At 57.1% G+C, this 266-nt stretch carries 1 protein-coding gene; it reads right to left on the reverse strand.

Annotated elements, in window-relative coordinates:
• Nucleotides 1–56: 56 nt before the first annotated feature.
• Nucleotides 57–266 (reverse strand): hypothetical protein (locus FQ668_RS28850; RefSeq protein WP_218570906.1); only part of this gene is annotated, 210 nt, incomplete at its 5' end.

Here is a 266-nt window from a genome sequence, read left to right on the forward strand (position 1 = left end):
AATCCATTGAGTGCGTTTTGGATGATTTGAGGCGGGCTTCGGCCCGCCTCAAATCATTATTTCCCCTCCGTCCCGTCAGACTCCTTCGCTCTCTGCGCCTCACCGGCGACCTCGCAGGAACACGACAAAGAGCACACCTGCGTGCCCTCCGGGTTTGTCATTTCTGCTTCGCGCACGTATAATTCAGCACGTTTCTTGAGTTCGATGGCGCTGGACAGGCAACGGCGCCCTGATTCGTCACCTGCATTTCGCGCGGAGGTTTCGGA

This window comes from Pseudomonas sp. Kh14 (genome assembly GCF_900291005.1).
Taxonomy (GTDB): Bacteria; Pseudomonadota; Gammaproteobacteria; order Pseudomonadales; family Pseudomonadaceae; genus Aquipseudomonas; species Aquipseudomonas alloputida.